The 2,521-nt window shown below is 37.9% G+C and carries 1 protein-coding gene and 1 pseudogene; both read right to left on the reverse strand.

Annotated features, from left to right (window positions below):
• A pseudogene (locus WBN20_RS13380) lies at window positions 1–194 on the reverse strand (hypothetical protein); the annotation flags it as partial.
• Window positions 195–339: 145 nt separating this feature from the next.
• Window positions 340–2,521 (reverse strand): cytochrome c biogenesis protein CcsA (ccsA, locus tag WBN20_RS13385; RefSeq protein WP_424282058.1); only part of this gene is annotated, 2,182 nt, incomplete at its 5' end.

The following is a 2,521-nucleotide window of genomic DNA, read 5'->3' on the forward strand; positions in this document are numbered from 1 at the left end:
CAGCAATGAGTATAAGTGTTTTTAGCTGTATCATTGGAGATGGATATTTGAACATAAGGCAAAATGGACAGATAATTTTGCTTACTCATTAAGTTAGTCTGATAGATAAAAATTATAAGGGTCAAAACACTTATACTCATTGCTGAGAGACTTAATATTTTATCTGAATTCCATTTGAATTTTAACTTGGCCATTACCTAAAACTTGATGAAGTGATTAAATAAAAGTATTAAAAAAAATAAAACTTGTTGGCTGCACCAATAAGGTTAATTGACATGCACTAAAGCATCATTCCTTCATTGGTAGCAGTGAAAGTGCCTCATGTAATCAGAGGTATACTTATTTAACGTAATTCAACTTATATCGCCAATAGCTGATTCCTCCTAATAGCAATACCCCAAATAGTGTATACCAAATAAAGACAGGAGTAATTACCTGAGACCCACTGGCATAACTATGAAGCCCAACCAAATAGAAGTTTACCCCAAAATAGGTCATCATAATGCTTCCAAAAGCAAGGATGGTTAGAAAATTAAATGTCCATCTTCCACGTAAACCCGGCACCAGTCTGGTATGTATTACAAAGGCATATACCATAATTGAAATAAGAGCCCAGGTTTCTTTAGGATCCCAGCCCCAGTATCGTCCCCAGCTTTCATTGGCCCATTGCCCCCCGAGAAAGTTTCCTATGGTAAGCATTATAAGTCCCACGGTAATGGAAAGTTCATTAATTATTGTGAGTTCTTTCAGGTTTAATTCCATCCGCTCCTTGTTCCTGGCATTGGTTAGAATAATTAACAAAAGAGAAACTATTCCAAGAATCATCCCAACGGTAAGCGGCCCGTAACTGCCGACGATAACGGCCACATGTATCATTAGCCAGTAACTGTCTAAAACAGGGACCAGATTTGCTATTGACGGATCAACCCAGCTTTGATGTGCAATCCACAATAGCATGGAAGTAACAAAGGCAGATGCTGCAATGGTCATATTACTTTTCCGTCCTAAAAGTAACCCCATGCCCATTGTAGCCCAGGAAACATAGAGAATACTTTCATAGGCATCACTCCAGGGTGCATGGCCCGAAATATACCAGCGCATAATTAATCCTGACGTATGCCAGATAAAAAATATATAAATTATTCCTTTAAATAAGTATGTGGCTATATTCCATATCCTTCTTTCCTTAAAAATTGTAAACACAAGAACAAAGAACATAAGGATACTAACAAGGGCATAGTATTTATAGAGGCGATTAAAAATATCGAGCTTGTTATAAATAATTTCTGCCTTTACCCTATTTTCTGAAGGAAGTACCTCACTGCCATGGTTTTGTTGGTTCTGATGAAATGCAGCCAGTAGTTTATCCGCTTCGGTATAGTCCTTATTTGCAATTGCACTTTGCAGAGAATGCAAATAATAAGGAACAGCATTTTTGATGAAATTCGCATAAAGTGAGTCAGGTACTTTGTATTGCCCGGACCTGTATTCTACGGCAGACACCCATTTGTTATTCTCATCATTCAACAAAGGGAAGATTTTTATAATTTCTCCACTAAGTGCCCTGTTTAATAGCCCAAGGCGTAAATCGACATCTTTGTAATCCTGTTGAAATTTATTTGGAGTGCTTGTGGCATAAGCATCTTGTAAATAAGGCGCTAGTTTATAAGCCCCTTTGGAGTCAAAAAAATCGGTCGCTTTTACGTATCTCTGAGCTCCTTCTACTCCTATTATACCCCGGAGGCTATCATTTTGCCCTTTTTTATCGAGGGCTATAAACTCTGTATTGTACCATAGGGCCGGGTTTAACATCATGGATAAGAATACCTGATCGGCATTCAGGTCTTTATATTTATCCTTAAAACTCAGTTTGCGAAGTAGTTCTGAAGAAAACGTATTTAACGGTTTCATTCTTCCACCATCGTCCTGGATGACCAATTCTCCAAATTTCGCCGCATGCTCTTTAGTAACAGTAGAAGATTCTACCAGGGAATCCAGTTGCTGCTGACTTGGGGTATTTTGGTGATTATGGTCCCCGTTCTGAGGTTTTACCTGGGCATTTAAACTTAAAACTCCAAAAAGCATTATAACGGAAGTTACTGCCTTTTGCTTCTTTAATTTATCTAACCCCTGAGTCAACTCTTTAAATCGGGTTTTGCCAAAGAACATAATCCCCATTAAGCCAGTATATAATAAAAAGTACCCCATATAGGTAATCCATGTGCCCCAGAAATCATGATTGACTGAAAGAACGGTTCCACGTTCATCCGGATCAAAACTTGCCTGAAAAAACCGGTATCCCTTATGGTCAAGAATATGATTCATAAAAATATCATAATCAAATGGCCGCTCGTCTTCTACGGTTACTTTACTCATAAAAGAGGCATAGCTTTTTTCAGTTCCCGGGTATTTCTCAGCGATAAAATCATTTAGCTTAATACTAAAAGGCAATTGATACACTTTTGATCCATAGCGAAGGCTAAAATCCAGACCCCCTACTTTGAATTTATCTGAATAATTG

This window comes from Eudoraea sp. (genome assembly GCF_049665975.1).
GTDB lineage: Bacteria > Bacteroidota > Bacteroidia > Flavobacteriales > Flavobacteriaceae > Eudoraea.